The following is a 25,774-nucleotide window of genomic DNA, read 5'->3' as shown; positions in this document are numbered from 1 at the left end:
TGAAAACGCGAGGGACGGCAAATTTTTATTTAACTTTTTCTCGCTCATATAATAGTACCTCCATCGATAATTAATAAGTCTGTAATGATTACGCTTACATAATACTGCTATCGGCCGCCTGGTGCAACCGCTTGCACAAAATTATTAGCAACCGCTTACTTTTAAAAGCTGACGGTCCCTTGGACTCCCTAAATTCTTACCGCACATTTGCTTTTTTAAGGTAAACTGACAATACATTTAAATTTTATAAAAGCAGAGTTTTACAAGGTGCCTAATCTGTGAAATCATCTTTATTGATTCTGTATATATGATAGGTCTTAGCTTCTTCAACCCCTACCCTATATTGAACCATTAAGTTAGTGAGCATTTCACCATCAATGGTCGTGATATTTAGGTTTTGTGCTGCTTCTTCTGCACCAGTAGTAAATGTTGAAGTGGTAATAAATACACCTCGGTCAGTGTGCTTAAGCTTAACTGCACCGCTAAATGATGTAATCTCGGGTCTACCAACTGGTATTTGGCGCATACCTTTTAACTTGCAGATAAACCTTTTGAAGCCCCAATGCGTCTTGATAAATCACACCGTCAATACCATTGTCATTTGACTTTTGAGTAACGATTGATTGGTCATTTGGCCCCTTATAGCCCATTCTATTTAGTAGTTCAACCATAAGGCCTTCAAAAGCATACGGATTCATTTCAGTTAGTTTTGCAAGTGATTGATCTTTCAACTCGTCTGTCTTCTGACTAAACTAGTCTTGAATCAATTCCTCACTAAATGAATTTAGACTTTCTGAAGCGTCACTATTGGTATTCTTAGCTTTAACTAATTTAGTTTGATGTTGCTTATATAACGGTTCTTCATGGACTACAGCCCTAGTCAAATTCAGCCCATATTTTTTCCAAGCATTTTTTCCAAGTTGAGTTATCTCATATTCTCCTCTTTTAGGTGAATGTAAATAACCCGCAATTTTTAGATCGCTAAGTGCAAAGCCAGCACGATTTTTAGCAACGTTACCCATATATTTTGAGTTGTACTCTTTATTCCTTAACTCATCAGGAAGGTCTAATTCATTTACTGCTGCCGTCTTTAATTCATCAGCTGTCCATAACGGCTTATTCGTAGCGAGCTTCAGGATAATGCCTAAATAAGCATCCCAAGTCGGCATACCATCAGAACTATGTTTTAGTGTAGTATAATCAATCATTTCTTATCCTTATTTGCATTGCACCTACGCCAACCAGAAGTAACTAATTCTTTATAATAATATGTGTATCTGACACTTTAACCTTATTACCAACAAGGTCCGCCAAAGTAATCATCTCGTGCCGAGGTAAGCTTTTGAATTCGAACACTTTAAATCACTTCTTCTCATCATATTTCTCCTATTATTAAGTATAGTCTTAATCAATTCAGTTATACAATAAGAAAAGCTCCTTGCTATGACTTATAGTAGGGAGCTTCTTTACCTATTTGTCCGCTTCATAAAATATCAGTTTTATAAAGGATGAAGGGCTACTCTGTCTTTTTATTCCTGCTCTCATATATCTCAAACAGCTGCTCTACAATTTCACGCTCTGATAAAGAGGACTTTAATCCGTATGCCTTAAGAACTACTTTATCATTGGCATTATGTGCCTTACGAAGTTCAACAGGCATAGCTTCTGGATCATAAAGATCAGCAAGCGAACTATCTAGATACAGTTGACGAGCATCAAGAATCGCTTGAGCGGTCTCAGATAACTTTTCTTTCTGTTCTGTAGTGAAATCCATCCACGGAAAATTAGTATAAACAGCAGGTGAATAACTATAGTCACTCTTCATTCTGCCGGCAACAACTCTCATCCATGCCATATGCGTAGATGAACTTAGAACAGAAAATAGCCATTTTTCAGTACTAGGAATTAGGTATAACTTATTACTTGCTATAATGTCCTTTGATAAAATTGCGATTGGAATATATTCACGCCCTTCCGATGAGACTTCGGGAACAGCAATGTAGTCAGTATCCGGCTGTCGAATTTGTGTAAAAATATATGGTGTTTTTACGTCTTCTAATCTAACGGAATCAGTTGGGCTCTTCTTTCTTTTATCTATAACTATATTAAGTCGGTCTTTGATTTCAGGTAGCTTTCGATATATTGCAGGGCTTACTCCCTTTAGCCACAAGCAGTAGCGTTTCTTCCCTTTTATGAGCTCATTTGATCCAATGTATAACTTAATACACGGCTTTAGTTGAGGATACTTGCCTAATAAGTCCTCAGCTTCCTTCGATTTTAATGTGAGTCCTCCACCATCTGTTGGCTGGCTACCCTTATGCATTTCTGGTAAACCTAGCGGTGGCTTTCTCTTTCGTGACTTAATGTAAAAGTCAGGATAATCGATCAGATATCCATTGATATGTTTTGCCAAATGCCTATCGCCATTCTCATCATAAATTACTGGACGAAAGTCTGAAGTCAACAAAGTAAAGCTAACTATAACACAGTGCACATGTGCTTTATTTTGCGCGGCATTATCCCATACGAAACTTCGATATGCAAATATTATTCTAAATTTCAAGAATAAGTTAGCCACTAAGCTGAAATAAATAGCACTGACCAATTAATTATTGGTTGATGAGAACGTGACATCTCTTGATAAAATGCTTTACAGTAAATATCCATTGCAGAACGTCCATTAAATATGGCTCGTGGATAGTGATTCATCCAGTTATTGGTCGCTATAATCTGGGCACTACTATAATCATTAATAGCTTGGCCCTTAGTAATCTCCTTCCGGAGAAAACGATTATTGATTTCATTGGATCCGCGTTCCCAAGGAGAATATGGGTCAGTGTAAAAAACATGGTCATGAACTCGCGTTAACTCACTAAATTCAGAACCATTATCAGAAGTAATTGTTTTAAAAATGCGATAGTAAGCATTCTTGCCAAGCTTCTGACGCAACTCAACACAAAAATGATTCACTGCATATGCAGTTTTACTGGTAATTTTTCTCGTAATATTAACCCGTGAAAAACGATCAGTCATTACTAGAACAACGCTATCCTTGCCATCTTTATGACCTTGAATAGTGTCTAGTTCCCAATGACCAATTTCGGACCGTTGGTCCGCAACCTGTGGACGTTGAGCAATGTTAGGTCCTAAGCACTTTTTGGCTTGTGGATGAGATTGATGGTGTTTACGTTTAGTTTTCTCAAAAAGGTCCAAGTTAGACGTACGGAATACACCATCATTAATCCACTGATACAAAGTCACAACAGACTTAGGGATCAGTGAATCATCACTCATCAAATCACGTGCCTTATAAATAGCTGCTTGAGGAGAGTAACGATGCTCATCAAATTCACCAAGCATTAATTGGTCGGCCAATTGTAAAAAACGCTTTGAGCGGTAATATAAACGAGGACGACCGGACCGTTGGTGGCATTTGAGATAAATATTCTGACCAGCTTCATAACTGTAGATGTGATAAGGGTAATCGTAAGTCTTACCATTGAATTTTTGACGACGAATTTGGCGAACTGTACCACGTTTAAGCTCATTATTAATGGTTTGGTGGTTCACTCCTAATTGACGACCGATTGCGCGATTGGAAAGTCCTTGCGACTTTAAAGTCGCAATCATCACTCGCTCTTCTTTAGTAAGGTGTGCATATTTGCGATGAGTGGCCAAAAGGTTAGTGGGCATGGTATCATTTAAGTGCGTCATTTGACGGACATCCTTTCATATAGGTTTGATTCACTTAATATGATACCTGATGTCACGCCGAATGGCGTTTTTTATTTACCACCAATTAGGTGGCTAACTTCATTCTATAATCCACCATAATTAAATCCTGCGTAAAAAATCGGATACAACACCAGTTGTTAAATCATGGTAAAATAAAAAATATGCACTGGCGACCACCAATGCACAAGATGTCAACTTAGGAGCTGATCCCCTTGAGGATGTACTCTGTTGCGCTTGGCTGGTGGTGTATTGCAGTACACCAGAATAGAAGCGCTCTTGCTAAACTTATCAGCCCAACTATTGAATATAATATTTCTTTAGTACAGCTATATTATAGCATGAGTTAGCAACTTTGGCGACCGTCTGGCCTTCGCAGGCTGGGCGGCCTTTCTGTTTATATGACTATAATTCCAAGCCGTCATCCTTTTCATTTGACGGCTTTTTCTTATGTTTCATTCGTTCTTGATGCTCTTGCCGTTGCATTTCCTGTTTACGTTTAGTCGCCAATAATCGTGCTTGTTGCTTCTTCTTTTGATACAACCTAGCAGCTTCCAATTGCTTATTATGCCGCTCCATTTGCCGAATACGCTTCTTCTCGCGTTCACTTTGCGTATTGACGAGTCGCCAAGTTGGAATCTTCTTTGGCTTTAAGAGCAATTCATCCAATTGTTGGTCACTCATTAACTCAACATCGAAAGACATTAACCCCAGCCCCCGTTCTTATAAATCTTCCAATCAATAACGCCGCCTAACAGCAACCCAATTGGTGCTGCTAACAATTTTTGCCAGCCGGGGGTTACTGCTACGATTGCCACTAAGATAACAAGCTCAATACCAAACAGAACTAAAAATTTTATAAACTCGTTAAGTATTGCTGAGACTTACCTTACTGCTTGTTGACTTGCTTTAGCACTAAGTTTGGCACTGGCACTCGCTTCCTCAGTCTTTTTGCGTTCTTTGGTAAAATTCTGACTTACAGCTTGTTTGATAACCTCTTGAACTGTTAAATTAGTATCCATCTTAAACTGCTCATAAACATCTTTAGCCACGTCTTCCGTGTGGTGCGTGATGCCATTTTTCATTGCCAAAATCAAATTACGCATTGTTGGCACTAAGCGATTATTAACGACTTGTGTATATCGTTCCAGGTACTTTCCAACTTGGTTAAGGTCTGCCACTTTAGCAACACATTCTTGAGTTTTTTGGTCCAAGTTTTGTTCTCGCAAGTTAATGTCAGCCTCTAAGCCTTGCATTTTCTGATCTATTGCGTCAACCCGGTCAACTAGACCATCAGCATACCCAATCGCCCGGGCGTCTGCCACTGCCTTCACGACTTTAGAGTTCTGGTCCGTCAGCTGATCCTTGAGTTTCTGCCCTTTTTCGTCGAGCTTGTTGCTCAAGTTGTCGACGTTCTTCGACACTTGATTGACGTTGCTTTGCTGTCTCGTCGATCAGATAGTCAAGCTTCTTTGATAGATCTTTGTTTCTGCTCTCGAGCTTGAGCGGATTCACTTCGCTGTCGGTTGAGCTGATTGAGGCGTTGTTGTCTAGCAATCCTAATCTTAGCATCTCTTGCCATTGTTCGGACTTTTTCGAGTCTGTCGTTTTCTTTTCTGTCATTGGTATCTTTCTCCTCTTCATTTTCTTTCTGTTTAAAGTAACTTGTTAAATAACTCTTCGTAAATTCCTGGCCCAGGCCACGAGTAGACAGTACTTCACCGGTTTGCTTATTCACCCGTTGATAAAAATCTCGGACTTTGTACTCTTTACCATCGACCATTTGATGGTAGGTCCAAGACGTTTTCTTTTTACGGTCAGTCACAGTTATTCCTTGTTCGCCTAATCGCTGAATAAAGGCTTTAAGTGAAGCTACTTCGCTCTTAACTTGGGTGATGATCTGTTTTAAGTTCTGTTGCCATTCAGATCGTGTGGTTAAACTGTTAGCGTCTTGCCGCTTTTGTTGGTTATGTATGGGGTTGGTCCAACTATGACAAGTTACTCGTTGGTAGTTCTGACTCATTTCATGGTCAAAGTTGGTTCGTAGTTGATGTATGTTAAAGCGGCTGGTAGAAATGGTTTTGCCATTTGGCTTGACTGTATTGAAAACAACATGAGCATGAAGCTTGCCGCCCTGACCGTCCGCCTGAACTGCAATTACGGATTGGGCGTCAGAAAAATGTTGGTGGACAAAGTGTTGGACTAGCGTTAAGGCTTGTTTGGCTTGTAGGTTAAGGTCTTTCGTATCAAACTCGTCAGGTGAAAATGAGATAATCAATGTTTGTGCTTGGTAGGTTCGTTTGGGATTGTGAGCTTTCTTTAAGTTATCCTTGAATTGCTTTTCTAGGTATGCACCATTTTGGGTCGTTGAAATATTGCCATCCGGATCATGTAGTAGCTTTATATTAAATCCAGTGCAAGCAAGTACCCTTCGTGATGTCTTCCGGTAGCTATGTGGTGGCTCCTGGAATAGGTATTGTAATCTTCTATAGCTACTACGACACGAGTGTGTTTCCAGGACTGACAACTTCACCACCGCCCTCCTGTTTGTCACGTCTAGTATCATGTTTAAGGTTATTAATTTCTAATCGCAGTTCAGTCAAAATTTGGCTATTTTCAACCAACTGCTTAGCGACCCACTGCCACAAATCATCGTCAGCTAAGTCATCATCTTCTTGTTCTGCCTGTTGCTTAGCGGCATTTAATACATGGGCAATTTGATTCAGATTATTTCCACTCTTAGTCACGGCATACATGATTGATTCGAGTTGCTGTTGAATGTCAGTATATTGATCCCGTACAAGGTTCAATTCGGTTGATGTACTAGTATTTATCAAGCCATATAACGCTTCGACTAATGGCAACCGCCCTTGGTCATTCAGTTGCTGAACTAAAATCGTTACCGCGTCATACTTGCCCTTTTGCCAGTTATTCTTAGCTTGCATTAATAGCTTCTCATCTCGAATCATCTGCCGCATCGCCTTGGAACTTCCAGCAATTCCTAGCTCATGCTTCACTGCTTCAAAATCCGCAAGTTCATCTTCACTTAGGCGAGTTTGAATCAATTTATTTTTCAATGGCTTCATTCGTTCTTGACCTCCTCAGTTTGCCTGCCGGCAAAAAGAAATTTTCAGCCTTCGTATGCTCACGACAACGGCTGACTAAATTTCTCATTTCGTCGGGTCAGTTAGTTCTTAGCAATATTGGTCTATACCAATTTACAATTATATTATATACTAAGCACTAACTGACTTGCAAGCAATTAAATTCGTAATATCAAACAAGTTTGTAATACGAATTATAGCTTGGCGAGGAGCCTGCGAGGCTTCCCTGCACCCTGTCGAGCGATCAGATATTACATTCAAAAATGAGTACCTCGAGATTGACATTCAAGGTCATTTTTGAGATTTCATATCTGATTTACTTATGATTTCGCCATAAGTAACAACAACGACCAAACTGACTGCTCTGTTTGGATTTCAGCATTTCTTTTTGCATCATCAAAAAGAAACAAAAAATGACTACCTTATCAAATGACGATAAGGTAGCCAACAGTCAATCATATCGTAATATTGATTTTCAACACACCAGACACACTGACAATTAGCTTATAAATGCTGATATATCAGGTGTCGAGGCCCCTTCTAATTTTTCAGACACACAACTTTTGTTCTTCTCGTCCAGTGTGTCTGATATTGTGTCTGAGGTGTAATTTAGATCAATATAAAAAGAATTCATTTTAATATCAGAAGTATCAAAAAAGCCTTCATATCAAGCTTTTAACAACCTGACATGAAGACTTCTGAACACTTATAAAGTGTAACTTATGCTGACTAGAGGATTCGACCCTCCGACCTCCGCATTACTAATGCGATGCTCTGCCAACTGAGCTAAGTCAGCATTAACCAACGACAATTAGTATAGCAAAGACCTCAGCAAAAATAAAGGGTAAATTCAAATTAATTGAAAAAAAGATAAAACCACGGTCAACCTCAGTCAACCGTGGTCTTGTTCTATTTCAGCGGTGCCGTAAAGTGATCCTTGCACATCTGCGCCACGCACCGTTTCATTTCCTTAATGTCCAAGACACTTTGGGCAAATTCCTTGCGAACCAGTTCATCTGGCAAATATTCATCATATTTATCAAACACCGGCACTTCCTTGTCAAAGACGAGGTCGAGTGGGTTAAAATTCTTCGCGGCTTCCTCCCCGATCACTTTGTAGAATTCATCCTCTGAAGCGTCCATGGCAAATTCCATAAAGTACGGCCGACTGGAATTAAAGCCCCGCAGGTTAAGACGCTTGGCGCATTTAATCCGCAGCAGGCGTTCCAGCGCCAAAAAGGCGTAGGTTCCCGTCCACGGCATGAAGCACCACATCTTGCCGCCGAGGTTGATCAATGGCCGGTGTGGCACGTTCGCAATGTTGCAAATATCACGGGCCTGAGTCAATCTTGCCTTGGCGTTGCCCATCAAGTACGAGTACATCTTGTCTTCAGTGAGCACGCGACGCATCCGCTGCAGGATTTTAGGTTGAATATCACCCGGCACATCCCCGAAGTAAGCCGGGATTCGCCCTTTTACCTCGTGGCAGTAAACCTGGTGACGTTGCCGATCGATGTCCTCGACAACCCAAACCCGGCCGGCGATGGCAATCTTATCCCCAACCGGAGGCGGCTGCACGATCGTCCCGAGCTCTTCGGATCCAGCGTGGACACTGTATTCGATGTTTTCTTGGAAAACAGCGTAAAACTTAAAGTTGTTAACAACCCGCTCCCCGGCTAAGCCCACGATCAGGCCGCCGTTTTCGGTTCGTTGGATCTGCTTCGTCTTTAACAAGTGCCGCAACAAGACGCGGTAGTCATCCTGACTGACGTTGTGGAAGTAAGTCAGTGTCAGGACGCGTGAAGCCAGCTCTGCCGGCGTCATCTCCCCGTCCGATGCGAGGGTGCTCATCGTCTGGTGGTAGAGCAAACTATATGGCAGACGGTTCGGTTCAGGTGGCTCAACCCAACGTTCCTCAATGTAAAGCTGGACTAAGGCAATTCCCTGCAGCAACGGCCAGGGAATCAGATCCGGCAGCATTGCCCGCGACTCCGGATGCTCTTCACGCATCACAAAGTGCATCTCGGGAGGATTGCCACGCCGGCCCGTCCGGCCCATCCGTTGCAAGAAGCCGGACACCGTAAACGGCGCGTCAATCTGGAAGGCACTCTCGAGTTTGCCGACGTCAATCCCGAGTTCCAAGGTAGCGGTTGCGCAGGTCGTGATGTACTGGTTATCGTCCTTCATCGCGTCTTCTGCGGTGGCCCGCAGCGCTGGGGACAGGTTGCCATGGTGAATCATAAAGCGGTCTGGTTCGTGGCGGTACGTGCAATAAGAACGCAGTGACTGACACACTGCCTCACACTCTTCCCGGCTGTTGGTGAAAACCAGGCACTTCTTGCCGCGGGTGTGCTCGAAGATGTAGCCAATGCCTGGATCAGCTAATTCTGGTGCAGAATCAGTCTTAGGGCCGACTAAGCGATCGTCATTATCCGGATCATCCTTGCTGGCTTGGGGGCCAGATTTATAGAAATGTTCCATCGACAGCCGCCAAATCTGCCGGGTATCAGCTACCTTCGGGGCCACGGTCCGGCGTTTGCTGCCGGCACCGAGAAACTTGCTGGCAGCGGCAACGTTCCCGATAGTCGCTGACAAACCGATCCGCCGTGGATCAACTCCAGCCAATCGCGACAAGCGTTCGATCAAGCAAAATGTCTGCCCACCCCGGTCGCTACGAAGAAAAGAATGCAGTTCGTCGATCACGATAAAACGCAGGTCGCCAAAAAGCCGCGGAATATCCATATGCCGGTTAATCATGAAGGATTCCAGCGATTCCGGGGTGATTTGCAGCACCCCTTGTGGATTCTTCAGCATCTTGCGTTTTTGTGACTGGGCCACATCCCCGTGCCAGCGCCAAACGCGGATATCAGTGTCAGCACACAGGTCTGTCAGCCGGCGGTGCTGGTCGTTGATTAAAGCCTTCAGCGGGGCGATGTAAAGGCAGCCAATTGAACTGGTCGGGTGTTCATCAAGGTCCGTTAAAATCGGAAAGAACGCCGCCTCAGTCTTGCCGGAAGCAGTCGAAGCCGATAACAAAACATTGTCATCGGTCCCGAAGATTTCACTGGCCGCTGCCACCTGAATGGGGCGCAGCTGTCGCCAGCCCTGGCGGTAAATATAATCCTGGATAAATGGCGCATAACGTGAAAAAACGTCCATCAAATCCACTCCTAAATCGTAAATTCAGTGTAATCCTTCGTCTTCTTGTCACTGACCGCCGATTGCTCGCTATAGGAGAACTTGTCAGAATTTAGCAGGTCTTCAATCGAAGTCTTTGGATTTTGCCAAACGATGTCGAGCATCTCGATGAAGTCACGGATGACTTCCCGCGGCGTAATGTTCGTATCGGCCCCGATCCGAGCGTATTCGATCTTGATGAACTTAGCCAGTTCGTCTTCGGTGATCGTGCGCTGGTAGCCATAGAGGCCGGCATGCATGTCCGCCAGCTTTTCGGTCAGAACCATCATTTCTTCCGCCGTCAACGGCTCCAACTTGATTACTGGTGCGTACATGTCGCGAGCACCAGCTTGGGCAAATTTTCCTTCGGCTAGTCGCGAGCGCAAAGCCTCATATGAGTACACCCCACGGTGTCGGTCTTCCACGGCCTGTGGTGTCGCACCCATCAAAATGCCGAGGTACTTGGCCTTCCCCTGAAGCGCGTCGTTGTACATGGTCAGAATCTTCTCGTAGTTGTATTGGCGACTAATGGCATTCGGGATCTTGTAAATGTTGACGAGTTCGTCGATGAAGATGATCAAACCGGTGTAGCCTGCTTGCCGGAAGAAACTGGCAAAGAGCTTGAGGTATTCATACCAGTCATCATCCGAAATGATGATGTTGACACCCAGTTCCTGCTTGGCTTCCGTTTTGTGACTGTATTCCCCACGGAACCACTTGATCACCTTAGCCTTCGTCTCGTCATCGTCGTCAACGTAGGCGTGGTAATACATGTTCAAAAGCTTAGCAAAGTCAAAGCCGTGCACCAACTCGCTCAATGAAGAAATGACTCGGTAGATTTTTTGATCAACCGCCTTCGCAAACGCTGGGTCATCATCACTGAGACCGGTGTCAGTAGCCACCTGGGTCTGCACGGTGTTGATCCAACGATCGAGAATCAGGGGAAGAGCCCCACCCTCTGGTCGCGTCTTGGTAGCCATGTTTTGCACGAGTTCGCGGTAGGTGGCCAGTCCCTGGCCCTTAGTTCCCTGCAGGCGTCGCTCTGGGGACAGGTCGCCATCCACAACGACAAAATTTTTGTCCATCACGTAATTGCGGATAGTTTGTAAGAGAAAGCTCTTCCCTGAACCGTAACGACCGACGATAAAGTGGAAAGCCGCACCACCCTGGGAAACGATGTCGACATCATGCAATAAAGCCGCGATTTCATCCTTCCGGCCGACGGTGATATAAGGGAGGCCGATCCGCGGCACGACACCACCCTTCAATGAATTCAAAATCGTTTGCGCAATCCGCTTTGGGACGCGCCGCTTGCGCACAGCCATTATGATTCCTCCTTATGATTAATGATTGCTTGCACATCTGGTCGATAGTCTTCGATAATCTGGGGACGATTGTTATCGTCAAATTCGATCGCAGTATCCCCGATAGCGTCAAAAAGCTTATCGTTGAGTTGGTCCACCATGATCGAAAGCATCAGGTGATGTTTTTTGAGGTGGTCTTGATAGGGCTGCCCAGTCAGGAGCGCCTGAAGCAGAAATTGTTCATCAGCGGTCAGATCGATATCCGCATCATCATCAGCTGGTGCCGGATTAAGCAGAAGTGACGCAGCGTCGTCATCTTCTGCGGTGTGCTGATCATTTGGCTGTCCCGGCTCATTCTTAGCTGGCACTATTGCCGAAGCTTGTTGATCCTGTTTCTTCTCGGCCGAAGATACATTCTCTTCATGTTCTTCGTTCTTTTCCTCATCCGTCAGCAAACTTTCGCGAGTGACCGATGCATCTGCCCGAATCTTATCCAAGTCAGTTAGATTGATATCGGGTTCTGCCTCTTTCTGTGCTTGCCGCTGTTTAGCACGCTGGTAATCGTGAATGCCATCCTGAATGGCTTGGAGCAGTGCGTGATCAAGTGAACGAGCCTTTAAGGGGTGCCCTAAACCAAAAGCCTGTCGACCCAGGCGGTCAATTTCATGAAAGAAGGCATTGAGCTTCACGCTCCGTTGCCGGCACGGTTGCCACGACGTGCAGTAATACTGGTGACCTTTAAACTGATACTTGCGCTCCGAGTCAATGACGTATGTCTGCATCTTCGGCGCTTGCTTAAAGTAAAAGACAGCATTCGCAAAGAGATATCCGGTCGTCATTGTCTGTTGGCCGATTAACTGAGCGATAGCCTGATGCGGTTGTTCCTGCAGAACACGTTGCCAAATATAACGAAAGAGCTTAGCAAATTCTTCCTTAGCATTCTGGTACAAGCGACAGCGTTTGAGATAAGTAGAAAAATGTTCAAAGACTGCTAATAGATCATCATCAGAATATTCATCAGGGTGACAGATGATGTGGTATTGCCGATCCACAGCTAGCTTTTCCGCAAAAGCATCATTTGCCTGTTCGCGACCCAAGCCATAATAGAGCACATAATCCTGCATCCATTTGCTTAGATAAGCTGCCATCTTTTTGTGGTAGCTGGGGGCATAACGATCCTTAAAATATTTCAACAGGCGATATCCCGCCGCTGCATCGTCCACCCCAATATTATTCAGCAGTTCATAGATATAAACATAGGCGTAGGACGTGCTATTGACAGAAAAATCACCTGCCCGCAGCCGTGTTCGCCAAGTCAGGTAGGTATGTAACTGAGCCAAATTCATCGAATGGTAATCAGGATAATAACGCTGAAATTCGACGATTGGTTGATAATCATCCTGAAAATCTGCCAGCATTTGGCCTTGCCGACAAAAATTATAGGCCGTTTCAACAGCCGGTGACACGGTATAGTCATAGCTACGCAGCACTTTTTCTAATGGTGATAATTTCTTTGGTTTTAGTCGTGGTCGGCTCTTTAGAGGAATTGTCTGAGCCTGATATTGTGTTTGAATATGTTGACGTGGCAACCGAATTAACTGTTGCGGAACAACCTCCTTACCACTCATTGCGGTTTGAAAGGCATAATCAATGACGTTTTCAACATCACGATCGCTGGCTTGGTCAAAGTGTACCTCTACCCATCCTGGTTGATTGACTAACATCGGTGTACCAAAATGATCAACTTCTTGGAGGACCGACGCAAAGGATGGCGCCTTTAAATCTAGACAATCAGATGTCTGGGCTAAGACTACAAAAGGCCGTTGACTAGGTGAAATGCGTAATTCCTCTAAGTTACCTGGATCCTGGGGGCTTAATTGAAATTCCAGACCGTATTTCTGAAAGATGTATTGTTTTAGTTTTTTTCTATCCATCTTCCAGGGCCTCCAGTTCGCACATATGTTCTAGAAAATTATACCAAATTTCTGATTTATCGTAAAAAAAAACACAGGCTGTTAAACAGTCTGTGTTATCATTTGCGCGGCAGTGCCCTATCCTCGCAGGGAGCGATCCCCCAACTACTTTTGGCGCGCTGAAGCTTAACTGCTGTGTTCGGCATGGGAACAGGTGTATCCTTCAGGCCATCGCCACCGCACTTCGTCCTCTCGGACTGAGAACTTGCGCTCTCAAAACTAAACAATATCATATCCTCCATCCATTTTCAACCGGACTCACCAGCTTTTTCCTTGGTTAAGTCCTCGACCGATTAGTAGTGGTCCGCTCCACGCCTCACGGCGCTTCTACTTCCACCCTATCTACCTCATCGTCTATAAGGGGTCTTACTTCCATAAAGGAATGGGAAATCTCATCTTGAGGTGAGTTTCACACTTAGATGCTTTCAGCGTTTATCTCATCCATACATAGCTACCCAGCGGTGCTCCTGGCGGAACAACTGGTACACCAGCGGTATGTCCATCCCGGTCCTCTCGTACTAAGGACAGGTCCTCTCAAATTTCCTACGCCCGCGACGGATAGGGACCGAACTGTCTCACGACGTTCTGAACCCAGCTCGCGTACCGCTTTAATGGGCGAACAGCCCAACCCTTGGGACCGACTACAGCCCCAGGATGCGATGAGCCGACATCGAGGTGCCAAACCTCCCCGTCGATGTGGACTCTTGGGGGAGATAAGCCTGTTATCCCCAGGGTAGCTTTTATCCGTTGAGCGATGGCCCTTCCATGCGGAACCACCGGATCACTAAGCCCGACTTTCGTCCCTGCTCGACCTGTCTGTCTCGCAGTCAAGCTCGCTTGTGCCTTTACACTCTGCGAATGATTTCCAACCATTCTGAGCGAACCTTTGGGCGCCTCCGTTACCTTTTGGGAGGCGACCGCCCCAGTCAAACTGCCCACCTGACACTGTCTCCCAGCACGCTTAGTGCTGCGGGTTAGAGTGGTCATAATGCAAGGGTAGTATCCCACCAGCGCCTCCAGCGAAACTAGCGTTCCGCTTTCTATGGCTCCTACCTATCCTGTACAAGCAGTACAAACACTCAATATCAAGCTACAGTAAAGCTCCATGGGGTCTTTCCGTCCTGTCGCGGGTACCCTGCATCTTCACAGGGATTTCAATTTCACCGAGTCTCTCGTTGAGACAGTGCCCAGATCGTTACGCCTTTCGTGCGGGTCGGAACTTACCCGACAAGGAATTTCGCTACCTTAGGACCGTTATAGTTACGGCCGCCGTTTACTGGGGCTTCAATTCTGAGCTTCGCCGAAGCTAACCCATCCTTTTAACCTTCCAGCACCGGGCAGGCGTCAGCCCCTATACTTCATCTTACGATTTTGCAGAAACCTGTGTTTTTGATAAACAGTCGCCTGGGCCTTTTCACTGCGGCTGGCCTTGCGGCCAGCACCCCTTCTTCCGAAGTTACGGGGTCATTTTGCCGAGTTCCTTAACGAGAGTTCTCTCGCTCACCTTAGGATTCTCTCCTCGACTACCTGTGTCGGTTTGCGGTACGGGCAGTTGATTACTTGCTAGAAGCTTTTCTCGGCAGTGTGACGTCGGCAACTTCGTTACTAAAATTTCACTCCCCATCACAGCTTGTTAACCCGGAACAAAGCTTTTCTCTCTGCTCCTAACTCACTGCTTGGCCAGACATTTCCATCCGTCTGGATTGCTTAGCCTCCTGCGTCCCTCCATCGTTGAAACGCAATCAACTGGTACAGGAATCTCAACCTGTTATCCATCGCCTACGCCTTTCGGCCTCAGCTTAGGTCCCGACTTACCCTGGGAGGACGAGCCTTCCCCAGGAAACCTTAGTCATTCGGTGGACAGGATTCTCACCTGTCTTTCGCTACTCATACCGGCATTCTCACTTCTAAGCGCTCCACCAGTCCTCACGGTCTGACTTCGCCGCCCTTAGAACGCTCTCCTATCACGTGCACAAAGTGCACATCCACAGTTTCGGTAATATGCTTAGCCCCGGTACATTTTCGGCGCAGGATCACTCGACTAGTGAGCTATTACGCACTCTTTAAATGGTGGCTGCTTCTGAGCCAACATCCTAGTTGTCTATGCAACTCCACATCCTTTTCCACTTAGCATATATTTAGGGACCTTAACTGGTGATCTGGGCTGTTCCCCTTTCGACGGTGGATCTTATCACTCATCGTCTGACTCCTGAGTATAAATCGATGGCATTCGGAGTTTATCTGAAGTTGGTAACCCATGACGGGCCCCTTGTCCAAACAGTAGCTCTACCTCCACGATTCTTTACCTCAAGGCTCCCCCTAAAGAGATTTCGGAGAGAACCAGCTATCTCCAAGTTCGTTTGGAATTTCACCGCTACCCACACCTCATCCCAGCCATTTTCAACTGACACGGGTTCGGTCCTCCAGTGCGCTTTACCGCACCTTCAACCTGGACATGGGTAGGTCACCTGGTTTCGGGTCTATAACTACATACTTCTTACGCCCATTTAAGACTCGCTTTCGCTACGGCTCCGGTTTTTCCACCTTAACCTTGCATGCAATCATAACTCGCCGGTTCATTCTGCAAGAGGCACGCCGTCACCCATTAACGGGCTCCGACAGCTTGTAGGCACATGGTTTCAGGAACTATTTCACTCCCCTTCCGGGGTGCTTTTCACCTTTCCCTCACGGTACTGGTTCACTATCGGTCACTAGGTAGTATTTAGCCTTGCGAGATGGTCCTCGCAGCTTCCGACGGGGTTTCACGTGTCCCGCCGTACTCAGGATCCTGAACTGAGGGTGTGACGTTTCGTCTACGGGGCTATCACCCTCTCTGGCACAGCTTCCCAGCTGTTTCGACTACGTCGCACTTTGGTAACTCAAATGTTCAGTCCTACAACCCCAGTAAGCAAGCTCACTGGTTTGGGCTCTTCCCCTTTCGCTCGCCGCTACTCAGGGAATCGATATTTCTTTCTCTTCCTGCAGCTACTGAGATGTTTCAGTTCACTGCGTCTTCCCTCTGCTAGCTATGAATTCACTAGTCAGATAACCAACGACTAAGTTGGTTGGGTTTCCCCATTCGGAAATCTCCGGATCAAAGTGCACTTACCACTCCCCGAAGCATATCGGTGTTTGTCCCGTCCTTCATCGGCTCCTAGTACCAAGGCATTCACCATGCGCCCTTCATAACTTAACCTTGATGATCACTTCGTGATCACCTTGATTAATTGAGTTAGCGATTATTTCGTTAATAAAACTCAAATAACGCGGTGTTCTCGGTTTATTGTTTTGATTAATAAAGAAATTAGATATTATTTAGTTTTCAAAGTACAAGCTCTGAGGGTAAACCCCTCAAAACTAAACAAAGTTTCAACTAATGTGTAGGTTCCGTTTTATTCCTTAGAAAGGAGGTGATCCAGCCGCAGGTTCTCCTACGGCTACCTTGTTACGACTTCACCCCAGTCATCTGCCCTGCCTTAGGCAGCTCCCTCCAAAATGGTTAGGCCACTGACTTTGGGCATTGCAAACTTCCATGGTGTGACGGGCGGTGTGTACAAGGCCCGGGAACGTATTCACCGCGGCATGCTGATCCGCGATTACTAGCGATTCCGACTTCGTGCAGTCGAGTTGCAGACTGCAGTCCGAACTGAGACCGGCTTTAAGAGATTTGCACACCCTCGCGGGTTAGCTGCTCGTTGTACCGGCCATTGTAGCACGTGTGTAGCCCAGGTCATAAGGGGCATGATGATCTGACGTCGTCCCCACCTTCCTCCGGTTTGTCACCGGCAGTCTCACTAGAGTGCCCAACTGAATGCTGGCAACTAGTAACAAGGGTTGCGCTCGTTGCGGGACTTAACCCAACATCTCACGACACGAGCTGACGACGACCATGCACCACCTGTCATTGCGTCCCCGAAGGGAACGCCTAATCTCTTAGGTTAGCGCAAGATGTCAAGACCTGGTAAGGTTCTTCGCGTAGCTTCGAATTAAACCACATGCTCCACCGCTTGTGCGGGCCCCCGTCAATTCCTTTGAGTTTCAACCTTGCGGTCGTACTCCCCAGGCGGAGTGCTTAATGCGTTAGCTGCGGCACTGAAGGGCGGAAACCCTCCAACACCTAGCACTCATCGTTTACGGCATGGACTACCAGGGTATCTAATCCTGTTCGCTACCCATGCTTTCGAGCCTCAGCGTCAGTTGCAGACCAGACAGCCGCCTTCGCCACTGGTGTTCTTCCATATATCTACGCATTCCACCGCTACACATGGAGTTCCACTGTCCTCTTCTGCACTCAAGTCTCCCAGTTTCCGATGCACTTCTCCGGTTAAGCCGAAGGCTTTCACATCAGACTTAAGAAACCGCCTGCGCTCGCTTTACGCCCAATAAATCCGGACAACGCTTGCCACCTACGTATTACCGCGGCTGCTGGCACGTAGTTAGCCGTGACTTTCTGGTTGAATACCGTCACTGCATGAACAGTTACTCTCACGCACGTTCTTCTTCAACAACAGAGTTTTACGAGCCGAAACCCTTCTTCACTCACGCGGTGTTGCTCCATCAGGCTTGCGCCCATTGTGGAAGATTCCCTACTGCTGCCTCCCGTAGGAGTATGGACCGTGTCTCAGTTCCATTGTGGCCGATCAGTCTCTCAACTCGGCTATGCATCATCGCCTTGGTAAGCCGTTACCTTACCAACTAGCTAATGCACCGCGGGCCCATCCCAAAGTGATGGCCGAAACCACCTTTGAAATCATGACCATGTGGTCATGATTGTTATGCGGTATTAGCACTTGTTTCCAAATGTTATCCCCCGCTTTGGGGCAGGTTGCCCACGTGTTACTCACCCGTCCGCCACTCACTGGTAATCCATCGTCAAATCAGTGCAAGCACGTCATATCAGTTGGGCCAGTGCGTTCGACTTGCATGTATTAGGCACACCGCCGGCGTTCATCCTGAGCCAGGATCAAACTCTCATATTATGTAATATGAGCTTTTGAAATAGCTCTAATTTTTAAAAGTATTAAGCGAATTGACTTCGCAAATGTTTTTGCCTTGATCTGTGATCAAGGACCCTGCACATTTGTGTTTGTCGAAACTTTGTTCAGTTTTCAAAGGTCTGCCTTGATGTCATCGCTTAGCGACAACACTTAATATAATATCAAGATCAGCAATCAATGTCAAGAACTATTTTTATTAATTTTGAATTGATTTAATTGATCAAGAATTGGCACCTCTCTGTTTGTCTGTAGTGACAAGCCTTAGCGGCGTCAACGTTTATTAACTATACCGGGATCACTATAGAAAGTCAACACTAAATTCTGATTTTTTTGAAGTTTTTTGGTAGCATCTTCCATCGCTAAATTATTTTGGTCCACCTAAACACTATCATCCCCTAATCGCAACCAGAATGAGCAGTGCATAGTCCCTCAAATTATAGCTGAAAATAGCAATAGCCTCTAACATTCGGACAATTCGAACGCTAGAGGCTATCGCTACAAATGGAGTGTACCTGTAAAGTCGCAAACGACTTCTGTCGCACTCCATCTATTATAGATAGTTTACTTATTAGTATCTTCTTTATCTTTGCTTGACGTCTTAACATCACTCGTAGCTTGCCAATCATTGATAAAAGCAGCACCGTTGAGTTTTTCAACTGGCTTAAAAGTACCACTAAAATCAATATCAAGCTCACTATCAACGTAAGTTTGATCATAGAACTGAGCTACAACCATCAATACTACTGGCAAGAAGGCTAGCACAGCAATAATGCCTAAGACGATACCAACCCACATAATCCAGTAAGTACCGATATAGTTGCCGTAGAAGGCAATACCACCAAAAATAGCATCAATAACTAACAGTGGAATAACAACCATCGTTACCATTACTTCAATGTAGTTAGCTTTCCGGCCACCCATGTAGCGGCGACTAGCCGTTAAAGCATGACGCATTGACTGACCGAGGAAAGTTGTCTGACGGTCACGGTAAAGAAAGGCTGACTGACTATATTCAATAGTCTTCCAAATTTGGATCAAATCGTTAACAATCAAAATGATAATGGAAAGCCAACGCCAGCGGCCAGTAAAGCGACCGACGATAGATAGAGGTAACTGCCACAAGAAAAGGAACAGAGCGTTATACAAAACTAAACGCCACAGTTGGTTCTTCCGCACGTGCTTGAAGTATGTCCAAATCGCGCTAGCGTTAACCTTCATTCCCGGGTGACGCAACGCATCCAAATATGCATAACTGCTGCTTGTAGCAAAGAAACTAACGAAGAATGACAGTGCAACCAGCAAAACAGCTAAAATGATAACTTCTAATAGAGTCATCAGAATAGCTAAAGGTGAAGCCATTCCATACATCATCATTTGAAAGCTCATCATCATCGTCATCGCCAAACGAGATAAGCCCAAGAAGAACAGAACCCCAAGAGCCGCCATCAGCAAGAATCCACCGGCCACTGGCCACACAGAACTCTTGTATTGGCTCTTCAAGTTGCCTTTCAGGTCGTTAAAGAATTGTTTGACAGACAAGTGTTCTTTTTTCTCCATCAACATGCCAACTTTCTATATAGGATAAATTACATATCGTTATCATAGCATAATTGTAGAAAACCACAAATTAAAGCCGTCTTCTCGGCATTTCTTCATACATTATTCACAATTTGCATAATATTCCTAATGATTTTTCTATGAAATCGGTTGCTTAATTGTCGGACTAAGGAACTGCAGCTTTTTCTCCGTAAGATTGCTTGTGAGACGTTGCATTTGTAAATCAGTACTATTATACTGTTTTTAGTAATCAATATATATTAGTGGCTATACTTGATTAATACTATTTTTATATTAGCAAACGCTAAAAAATAATTTTCTATTAAAGAAATGTCTTTTGGTAGATTATTCGTATTTGCTTCATCTATTGATCAATTAACCAGAGTAGGCCAAAATACATTCGTCCTATTAGGCGATCTTTCAATAGTCATTAATATTTATTTAGACGCGAATTATGGGGTAATTTGATAACTTACTGCACACACACTCAGATCAACGAATGGTGCTAAAGATCTATTAATTACAGTTGCAGAATAGAAAGGAATTCATCATGCAACGGATTATGACGATTTTTGGGACCAGACCCGAAGCAATCAAAATGGCCCCGGTAATAAAAGCCCTCGAAAAAGACCCCACCTTCTCTCCCGTAACGGTGGTAACAGGGCAACACAAAGAAATGTTAGATTCTGCCCTTAATGCTTTTCACATTAAGCCAGATCATAATCTGCATTTAATGAAGAAAAATCAAACACTAACCAGCATTACAGTTGGCGCTCTTACGAAGCTTGAACCAATCATCGCTAAGACCAAGCCAGCAATCATTTTAGTACACGGTGACACTACTACCACTCTCGGCGCTACTCTCGCTGCTTTTTACCAAAAAATTCCGGTAGGCCACGTGGAAGCTGGGCTCCGTACATATTCTCGCTACGACCCTTATCCAGAAGAAATTAACCGGCAAGTTACTGACGCCATCAGTAGCCTCTACTTTGCCCCAACTAAAAAAGCCGAACAGAACTTATTGCAAGAACATCATGATGCTAGCCACGTCTTTGTGACCGGCAACACCGCTATCGACGCCCTTGAACACACGGTGAGTGCCGACTACCACAGCGACGTATTAGATAAAATTGATCCGCAAAAAAAATTACTGCTAGTTACTATGCACCGTCGGGAAAACCAAGGTGAACCGATGCGTCAAGCACTGCAGGCCATCAAAGATATGCTGTTGTCACGCGACGATTTGGAAATGATATTCCCTGTTCACTTGAGTCAGCGTGTTCAAAATATTGCCCATGAGGTTTTCGATGGAGTAGCCCAGGCACACCTCACAAAACCGTTGGACGTGATCGATTTTCATAACCTGGCTGCCCGCAGCTACCTTATTTTGACGGACTCAGGCGGTGTCCAGGAAGAAGCCCCGTCATTACAAAAACCCGTTCTGGTTTTACGTGACACGACGGAACGACCAGAAGGCGTCACCGCTGGTACCCTAAAACTAGTCGGCACTGATCCAACAATGATCAAGCAAGCCTTAACCGAATTGCTCAATGATCCCCAAAAGTATAAGCAGATGGCAGATGCCAAGAACCCATACGGCGACGGTCACGCCTCCGAGCGCATCGTCACTGCACTGCACCAATACTTAGACGGGAGGGATCATTAATGAAACATATTTTACAAGTAGTCATCATCGTTGCTTTCCTTGCCCTTACATTGACGGGAGGGATCAGCATCGATCGATTCCGATCATCACTTAACCCAAATAAAACCGTCCGTATTGTCGGTCAAGTCAAACGGGCTTCGCAACAATTCTTTTTACAACACCCCCAGTTGAATGTGAAACAGCCTTAAAGTTTCAAACTTCAATTGGCTATTTCTCTCAGCAAAAGGAGGTGTGAAAAATCAATCAAGTTGATTTCAACGTATCGTTAGTAGGAATGCTGATTTACACTTTTTGGGTCATTTGCTTGCTATTGTTCGGGCAAAAGAGCACGAGCAGCGACGAAGATTATCATTTTAGCGATAACTTGCGCCTTATTATCGTGATCCCAGCAATGAACGAGGCTGGCGTAATTGGCAAAACAATTGTTCGCTTCATGAAGAGCACTGCCGATCTGCCGAATATTTCGATGGCCATCATTAATGATGGTTCGGATGACGGAACTGAGTTGGTGGCTAAACGGGTAATTGCTCAATTTAACTGTCAAAACCGAGTTCAGGTTTTAACACGCACTAAGCCTAATGCTCAGCAAGGCAAGGGTAGCGCCCTCAACTGGGCCTACCATCGGCTAGTAGATCCCAGACAGATGAAGCCGGATGATCTGGCACGGACTGTCGTCGGTGTCTTAGACGCCGATGCCTACATGACCGAACAAGGTTATGAGCAGGTATTAGCCAACTTTGCCAATCACCCACAAATTGACCTGTTGCAAACCCGCGTTGGCATGATCACTATTCACAACTGGCTGCAACTATTTCAGGATATTGAATTTCGCGTCATCAATGACTGGATTCAAAATACACGCAACCTGATTCACAATGCAGCCGCATCTGGCAACGGCCAATTTATCCGGGTTTCAAGTATTCGTTCTGATAACCCATGGGGTAATGCCTTACTAGAAGATTTCGAATTCAGTACACGTTTTCTGCTTCGCGGCAAGCATACTTACTACGCTAGCAACATCGTCGTGTACCAAGAAGCAATTGACCATATCTTGCCATTCATCCGACAACGTGCTCGGTGGACCCAGGGTGGGCTGGATTGTTTATTCAGTTACTGGCCCCGGATTCTCAGAAGCTCGCAAATTAATCTATTATCTAAAATGGAAATGACATTTTATATGTTTATTCCTTTTATTACGCTAATTTCTGGTCTGGCTGGTCTCTATGTTCTTGTCTATGTAATTGCTCATATCATGACGTGCTATCCTGTCGTAATCAGCTTGGTTCTTCTCAACTGTATTATCAATAACATTATCATCGCTGACTATCGCAAAACGGCTAACCTCAACTGGTTTGTCAGTTTGCTCAGTATTCTGTTTCTTGGTATTTACAACTACTTGCTTTATCCTGCAATCGTTATTGCATTCTATAAAAAAATCCGCGGTCAGCATGGCTGGGCCAAAACTGTTCACGGCAATAAGGATATCGCATAAGTTGATATGGAAAGGAAAATCTGATTATGGTTAATTTTAAAAAGGCAGTCAGCATCGCTGCTGCCGTAGCCTTAGGGCTTACATTTAGTGCCACCACAATCCACGCTGACACACAAGCTAACGCCGCTACTGCTCCTACAGCTCAAGTTACTGTAACTGCTCCTACAGCTGGTACCGCTGGAACTGCCGCTACTGCTCCGACGGCCGGTACCGCTGGAACTGCCGCTACCGCTCCTACAGCTGGCACCGCTGGAACTGCCGCTACTGCTCCTACGGCCGGCACCGCTGGAACTGCTGCTACTGCTCCGACGGCTGGCACCGCTGGGACTGCTGCTACCGCTCCTACGGCCGGCACCGCTGGAACTGCTGCTACTGCTCCGACGGCCGGCACCGCTGGGACCGCCGCTACTGCTCCGACGGCTGGCACCGCGGGGACTGCTGCTACCGCTCCGACGGCCGGCACCGCGGGGACTGCCGCTACTGCTCCTACGGCCGGCACCGCTGGAACTGCCGCTACTGCTCCAACCGCTGGCACCGCTGGAACTGCCGCTACTGCTCCGACGGCCGGCACCGCTGGAACTGCCGCTACGGCCCCAACCGCTCCTACGGCACCGACAGCTCCAACTGCTCCGACGGCACCAACCGCTCCTACAGCACCGACTGCTCCAACTGCTCCAAGCTGCAGCAACCACGGTTACTTCTACGTTGAATACACCACTGTATCATACGTTGAATACACTGATTACTACTACACCTATTGTGGTGTTTACTCAGTTAGCTACTACGTACCTGTATTAACTGTCGTTAGTTACTGGGTATTCTACTAATTAGCGCCGATTCAATTTCAATTAAATATATGTTCTGACAATGTTACAGCGCCGATGAGGGTCATCCTCACCAGCGCTGGTTTTTTTATTTATTCCTTTTTTGAGCCCGTCGCGTCTTCGTATCATTCAATAAAAAAACGAGGGCCCTTATGTATATCTACGAACAAATGCAATCGTGGTAAAAAACGAGGGCCCTCAAAGATAGCTACAGACGAGTGCCGACCCGTTCCGTGTCAACACTCGTCTTAGGCTATCTCCCGGGGCTCTTCAATCATATTTATTCACAAACGTAATCGCGCAAAAAAAAGAGGGCCCTTGTGTATATCCTAGAACAATGCCCGACGCGTTCCGCGCCAGGCACTGTTCTAGGATATACCTCCGGACCCTCCAGAAGTTTTTTTGCAGCTTCAATTAATCGATATCGTACTTTTCCTTCTTCAGGACATTGAGCTTGTCATCGAAGTCGTAAACAACTGGTTGACCAGTAGCCATTTCCAGGTTCATGATGTCATCGTCAGAAATCTGTTCGATGTACTTGCTCAAAGCACGCAGTGAGTTACCATGGGCAGCAATAATAACGTTCTTGCCATCCAGCAGCTTTGGAGCAATGCTGTCCTGCCACAGAGGAATAACCCGTTGCAGAGTAACCTTGAGGTTTTCACCACCAGGAATAGTGCGTGGGTCCAAGTTAGCATAACGACGGTCCTTAGCAGCTGAGCCTTCGTCAGTAGCCTTCAGCAGTGGCGGCAGAACATCGTATGAACGACGCCAAATATGGACTTGTTCGTCCCCGTACTTTTCAGCAGTCTTCTTCTTGTTGAGACCTTGAAGAGCACCATAGTGACGTTCGTTAAGACGCCAAGTCTTGAATTCAGGAATCCAAAGTTGGTCACATTCATCCAGTGCGTAGTGCAGGGTCTTGATAGCACGCTTCAGAACAGAAGTGTAAGCGTAGTCGAATTGCAGACCGTGTTCCTTAATAGCCTTGCCGGCAGCCTTAGCTTGGGCAACACCCTTTTCACTAAGATCAACGTCAACCCAGCCAGTAAATTGGTTGGACAGGTTCCATTCACTTTGACCGTGACGAATCAGTACAAGTTTTGCCATTAATCTGACCTCTTTCTTCTTAATAATTACTTGTCATATACCTTTTTATTTTAATTCATGTAAGTGCAAATTCCAATAGAATCAGCAAGATTGTTTCAAACATTACCGTTTGAGTTGAAGAGTTTCACCAGCAGTTCCTGCTGCGTTTGCACGCCTAATTTATGGTGCATATTGGCGATGTGCTTGGCTACCGTCGCCGGACTGATGCCTAGTTGATCTGCTACCTGATCATTATTCATCCCCCGCATCAGTAAACGCCCAATCTCCCTTTCCCGCTTAGTCAAGGGAAGCTGCTTCAAATTCTCCTGGCTATCTTCTTTTGCAAGATTTTGGTAGAGGTTATTCAAATGGTGGAAAATAATGTCCACCACTTGCTTATCCTCATGGCTAAAAGCTAACTTACTCTGCCGTTCCAGGCTAAAGATACAACGCAAACGGCCGTCACCATCCCACAAGCCAAGGCCAAAGACTTCTCGAACTCCTAACCGTTCCATGTATTTCTTTAGTGACGGGTCAACAACCCGTCGGCTGTCCAGCACACACTCCGCTAACGAAGGATAGTGGTGACGATACTCCCTGCTTATTTCTTGCACCAAGTTTTTCTGGAAGCAATTTTTTGTCGTTTCCATTCGGTGATGACGTCCAGTTTGGTAAAAATGCTGGCAAGCCCCGTCTGAATCTAATATTAGCAAGACCGCCCCGTCGAATTGAATCAACTGGTTCAGGTGATCAAAAACATATTTAGCTAGGGTATCCGCATCTTGACATTTCTCCGCCACAAAGGTGAAGTCACTAATTTTCTTCCATGGAATCATCATCGTTCCTCCTATCAATACCC

At 45.6% G+C, this 25,774-nt stretch carries 19 protein-coding genes, 1 tRNA gene and 3 rRNA genes; 4 read left to right on the top strand and 19 right to left on the bottom strand.

What is annotated here, in order from left to right; genetic code table 11:
• Positions 1–271: 271 nt before the first annotated feature.
• The 17 genes from AB3114_RS02015 to AB3114_RS01935 form a co-directional block, all read right to left on the bottom strand.
• Positions 272–526, bottom strand: coding sequence for a restriction endonuclease (locus AB3114_RS02015; RefSeq protein WP_367341583.1), 255 nt, complete (start codon positions 524–526; stop codon positions 272–274).
• Positions 504–731, bottom strand: coding sequence for a restriction endonuclease (locus AB3114_RS02010; RefSeq protein ID WP_367341582.1), 228 nt, complete (start codon positions 729–731; stop codon positions 504–506). The genes AB3114_RS02015 and AB3114_RS02010 overlap by 23 nt, the downstream gene beginning before the upstream one ends.
• Before the next feature lie 21 nt (positions 732–752).
• Positions 753–1,208: a winged helix-turn-helix domain-containing protein gene (locus AB3114_RS02005; protein WP_367341581.1), complete on the bottom strand. Its 456-nt coding sequence runs from the start codon at positions 1,206–1,208 to the stop codon at positions 753–755.
• A gap of 308 nt (positions 1,209–1,516) precedes the next feature.
• The gene (locus AB3114_RS02000) at positions 1,517–2,578 is read right to left on the bottom strand and encodes a type IIL restriction-modification enzyme MmeI (RefSeq protein WP_367341580.1); all 1,062 of its coding nucleotides are present in this window, start codon (positions 2,576–2,578) and stop codon (positions 1,517–1,519) included.
• Complete coding sequence (locus AB3114_RS01995; RefSeq protein ID WP_367341579.1) at positions 2,578–3,714, bottom strand: IS30 family transposase; 1,137 nt, start codon at positions 3,712–3,714, stop codon at positions 2,578–2,580. Before AB3114_RS01995 ends, AB3114_RS02000 begins: the two co-directional genes overlap by 1 nt.
• 423 nt (positions 3,715–4,137) lie before the next feature.
• A complete protein-coding gene (locus AB3114_RS01990; protein ID WP_367341578.1) occupies positions 4,138–4,437 on the bottom strand; it encodes a hypothetical protein in 300 nt (99 codons plus the stop codon).
• Positions 4,438–4,616: 179 nt separating this feature from the next.
• Complete coding sequence (locus AB3114_RS01985) at positions 4,617–5,156, bottom strand: hypothetical protein (RefSeq protein ID WP_367341577.1); 540 nt, start codon at positions 5,154–5,156, stop codon at positions 4,617–4,619.
• Positions 5,157–5,194: 38 nt separating this feature from the next.
• A complete protein-coding gene (locus tag AB3114_RS01980; RefSeq protein WP_367341576.1) occupies positions 5,195–6,265 on the bottom strand; it encodes a relaxase/mobilization nuclease domain-containing protein in 1,071 nt (356 codons plus the stop codon).
• Positions 6,228–6,818, bottom strand: coding sequence for a hypothetical protein (locus AB3114_RS01975; RefSeq protein WP_367341575.1), 591 nt, complete (start codon positions 6,816–6,818; stop codon positions 6,228–6,230). The genes AB3114_RS01980 and AB3114_RS01975 overlap by 38 nt, the downstream gene beginning before the upstream one ends.
• A 741-nt stretch (positions 6,819–7,559) precedes the next feature.
• Positions 7,560–7,632 (bottom strand) — tRNA-Thr (locus AB3114_RS01970).
• A gap of 113 nt (positions 7,633–7,745) precedes the next feature.
• Positions 7,746–9,995, bottom strand: coding sequence for a DEAD/DEAH box helicase (locus AB3114_RS01965; RefSeq protein WP_367341574.1), 2,250 nt, complete (start codon positions 9,993–9,995; stop codon positions 7,746–7,748).
• Positions 9,996–10,006: 11 nt separating this feature from the next.
• A complete protein-coding gene (locus tag AB3114_RS01960; RefSeq protein WP_367341573.1) occupies positions 10,007–11,338 on the bottom strand; it encodes an ATP-binding protein in 1,332 nt (443 codons plus the stop codon).
• The gene (locus AB3114_RS01955; protein ID WP_367341572.1) at positions 11,338–13,251 is read right to left on the bottom strand and encodes a TerB N-terminal domain-containing protein; all 1,914 of its coding nucleotides are present in this window, start codon (positions 13,249–13,251) and stop codon (positions 11,338–11,340) included. Before AB3114_RS01955 ends, AB3114_RS01960 begins: the two co-directional genes overlap by 1 nt.
• Positions 13,252–13,355: 104 nt before the next feature.
• Positions 13,356–13,472: ribosomal RNA gene (gene rrf, locus AB3114_RS01950) — 5S ribosomal RNA — on the bottom strand.
• Between the two features lie 91 nt (positions 13,473–13,563).
• Positions 13,564–16,486: ribosomal RNA gene (locus AB3114_RS01945) — 23S ribosomal RNA — on the bottom strand.
• Between the two features lie 207 nt (positions 16,487–16,693).
• Positions 16,694–18,269, bottom strand: a 16S ribosomal RNA gene (locus AB3114_RS01940).
• The 16S, 23S and 5S rRNA genes sit together here, the layout of an rRNA operon.
• 579 nt (positions 18,270–18,848) lie before the next feature.
• Complete coding sequence (locus tag AB3114_RS01935; RefSeq protein ID WP_367341571.1) at positions 18,849–19,844, bottom strand: hypothetical protein; 996 nt, start codon at positions 19,842–19,844, stop codon at positions 18,849–18,851.
• A 550-nt stretch (positions 19,845–20,394) separates the two neighbouring features.
• On the opposite strand from AB3114_RS01935, the gene wecB reads away from it, so the two are divergent.
• From wecB to AB3114_RS01915, 4 genes are all read left to right on the top strand, one after another.
• A complete protein-coding gene (gene wecB, locus AB3114_RS01930; protein ID WP_367341570.1) occupies positions 20,395–21,510 on the top strand; it encodes a non-hydrolyzing UDP-N-acetylglucosamine 2-epimerase in 1,116 nt (371 codons plus the stop codon).
• Positions 21,510–21,698: a hypothetical protein gene (locus AB3114_RS01925; RefSeq protein WP_367341569.1), complete on the top strand. Its 189-nt coding sequence runs from the start codon at positions 21,510–21,512 to the stop codon at positions 21,696–21,698. The genes wecB and AB3114_RS01925 overlap by 1 nt, the downstream gene beginning before the upstream one ends.
• Before the next feature lie 86 nt (positions 21,699–21,784).
• Complete coding sequence (locus AB3114_RS01920; protein ID WP_367341568.1) at positions 21,785–23,002, top strand: glycosyltransferase family 2 protein; 1,218 nt, start codon at positions 21,785–21,787, stop codon at positions 23,000–23,002.
• 26 nt (positions 23,003–23,028) lie between these two features.
• Complete coding sequence (locus AB3114_RS01915; RefSeq protein WP_367341567.1) at positions 23,029–23,829, top strand: hypothetical protein; 801 nt, start codon at positions 23,029–23,031, stop codon at positions 23,827–23,829.
• Between the two features lie 411 nt (positions 23,830–24,240).
• Here AB3114_RS01915 and AB3114_RS01910 read toward each other — a convergent pair whose 3' ends face one another.
• Together AB3114_RS01910 and AB3114_RS01905 are read right to left on the bottom strand one after the other, a co-directional pair.
• Entirely contained in the window at positions 24,241–24,936 is a 696-nt protein-coding gene (locus AB3114_RS01910; RefSeq protein WP_367341566.1) for a 2,3-diphosphoglycerate-dependent phosphoglycerate mutase, read from the bottom strand.
• A gap of 95 nt (positions 24,937–25,031) precedes the next feature.
• Positions 25,032–25,751 carry a helix-turn-helix transcriptional regulator gene (locus AB3114_RS01905; RefSeq protein ID WP_367341565.1) on the bottom strand — a complete coding sequence of 240 codons (720 nt, stop codon included), beginning with the start codon at positions 25,749–25,751 and terminating at the stop codon, positions 25,032–25,034.
• Positions 25,752–25,774: the final 23 nt, after the last annotated feature.

It is taken from the genome of Limosilactobacillus sp. (assembly GCF_040772465.1).
In the GTDB taxonomy this organism is placed as follows: domain Bacteria; phylum Bacillota; class Bacilli; order Lactobacillales; family Lactobacillaceae; genus Limosilactobacillus.
This window is presented reverse-complemented; position numbering and strand designations above follow the sequence as displayed.

Bases quoted from the DNA above. Each gene is read 5' to 3' on its own strand.
- AB3114_RS02015 (WP_367341583.1), bottom strand. From the start codon at position 526: ATGCGCCAAATACCAGTTGGTAGACCCGAGATTACATCATTTAGCGGT.
- AB3114_RS02005 (WP_367341581.1), bottom strand. From the start codon at position 1,208: ATGATTGATTATACTACACTAAAACATAGTTCTGATGGTATGCCGACT.
- AB3114_RS01995 (WP_367341579.1), bottom strand. From the start codon at position 3,714: ATGACGCACTTAAATGATACCATGCCCACTAACCTTTTGGCCACTCAT.
- AB3114_RS01990 (WP_367341578.1), bottom strand. From the start codon at position 4,437: ATGTCTTTCGATGTTGAGTTAATGAGTGACCAACAATTGGATGAATTG.
- AB3114_RS01975 (WP_367341575.1), bottom strand. From the start codon at position 6,818: ATGAAGCCATTGAAAAATAAATTGATTCAAACTCGCCTAAGTGAAGAT.
- AB3114_RS01965 (WP_367341574.1), bottom strand. From the start codon at position 9,995: ATGGACGTTTTTTCACGTTATGCGCCATTTATCCAGGATTATATTTAC.
- AB3114_RS01960 (WP_367341573.1), bottom strand. From the start codon at position 11,338: ATGGCTGTGCGCAAGCGGCGCGTCCCAAAGCGGATTGCGCAAACGATT.
- AB3114_RS01955 (WP_367341572.1), bottom strand. From the start codon at position 13,251: ATGGATAGAAAAAAACTAAAACAATACATCTTTCAGAAATACGGTCTG.
- AB3114_RS01935 (WP_367341571.1), bottom strand. From the start codon at position 19,844: ATGGAGAAAAAAGAACACTTGTCTGTCAAACAATTCTTTAACGACCTG.
- wecB (WP_367341570.1), top strand. From the start codon at position 20,395: ATGCAACGGATTATGACGATTTTTGGGACCAGACCCGAAGCAATCAAA.
- AB3114_RS01925 (WP_367341569.1), top strand. From the start codon at position 21,510: ATGAAACATATTTTACAAGTAGTCATCATCGTTGCTTTCCTTGCCCTT.
- AB3114_RS01920 (WP_367341568.1), top strand. From the start codon at position 21,785: ATGCTGATTTACACTTTTTGGGTCATTTGCTTGCTATTGTTCGGGCAA.
- AB3114_RS01915 (WP_367341567.1), top strand. From the start codon at position 23,029: ATGGTTAATTTTAAAAAGGCAGTCAGCATCGCTGCTGCCGTAGCCTTA.
- AB3114_RS01910 (WP_367341566.1), bottom strand. From the start codon at position 24,936: ATGGCAAAACTTGTACTGATTCGTCACGGTCAAAGTGAATGGAACCTG.
- AB3114_RS01905 (WP_367341565.1), bottom strand. From the start codon at position 25,751: ATGATTCCATGGAAGAAAATTAGTGACTTCACCTTTGTGGCGGAGAAA.